The sequence below is a fragment of the Dysgonomonas mossii genome (genome assembly GCF_004569505.1).
Classification (GTDB): Bacteria; Bacteroidota; Bacteroidia; order Bacteroidales; family Dysgonomonadaceae; genus Dysgonomonas.
The window spans coordinates 1-404 of record NZ_SPPK01000107.1 but is presented as its reverse complement, the minus strand read 5'-3'; the positions used below and the strand labels follow the sequence as shown (position 1 = coordinate 404).

1 protein-coding gene is annotated in these 404 nt (G+C 73.0%); it reads right to left on the bottom strand.

Annotated elements, in window-relative coordinates; translation table 11 throughout:
- A partial coding sequence (locus E4T88_RS17645) for a polyprenyl synthetase family protein (RefSeq protein ID WP_185146765.1) occupies positions 1–404 on the bottom strand: 404 nt, incomplete at both ends.

Sequence of the window (404 nt, the reverse complement as noted above, 5' to 3'; positions counted from 1 at the left end):
GGCCCGGCGCATGTGCGGGCAGGTGGGCATGGGCACGCTGCAGCATCTGCACCAGCTGGCCCGCGCGCGGCCCCAGCGGAGCGAGGGCCTCTGCGGCGTTGCGCAGCAAGTCCAGCGCGCAGCGGCGCGCGGCCGGCAAACCCATGGCCGATGCGCAGGTCGGCTTGCGCGCCGCCGCATCCTTGCCGGGGGTCTTGCCCAGCACCCCGGCGTCCGCCGTCGCGTCGAGAATGTCGTCCACCACCTGCAGGGCCAGGCCGAAACAGCTGCTGTAGCGGTCGAGCGCCGCGTACAGCGCGGCGCTCGAGGCGTCCTCGGGCAGGGCGCACAATGCGCCCATGCGCACCGAGGCGCGCACCAGTGCTCCGCTCTTCATGCGGTGCATCTCCATGATCGTGTCCAGC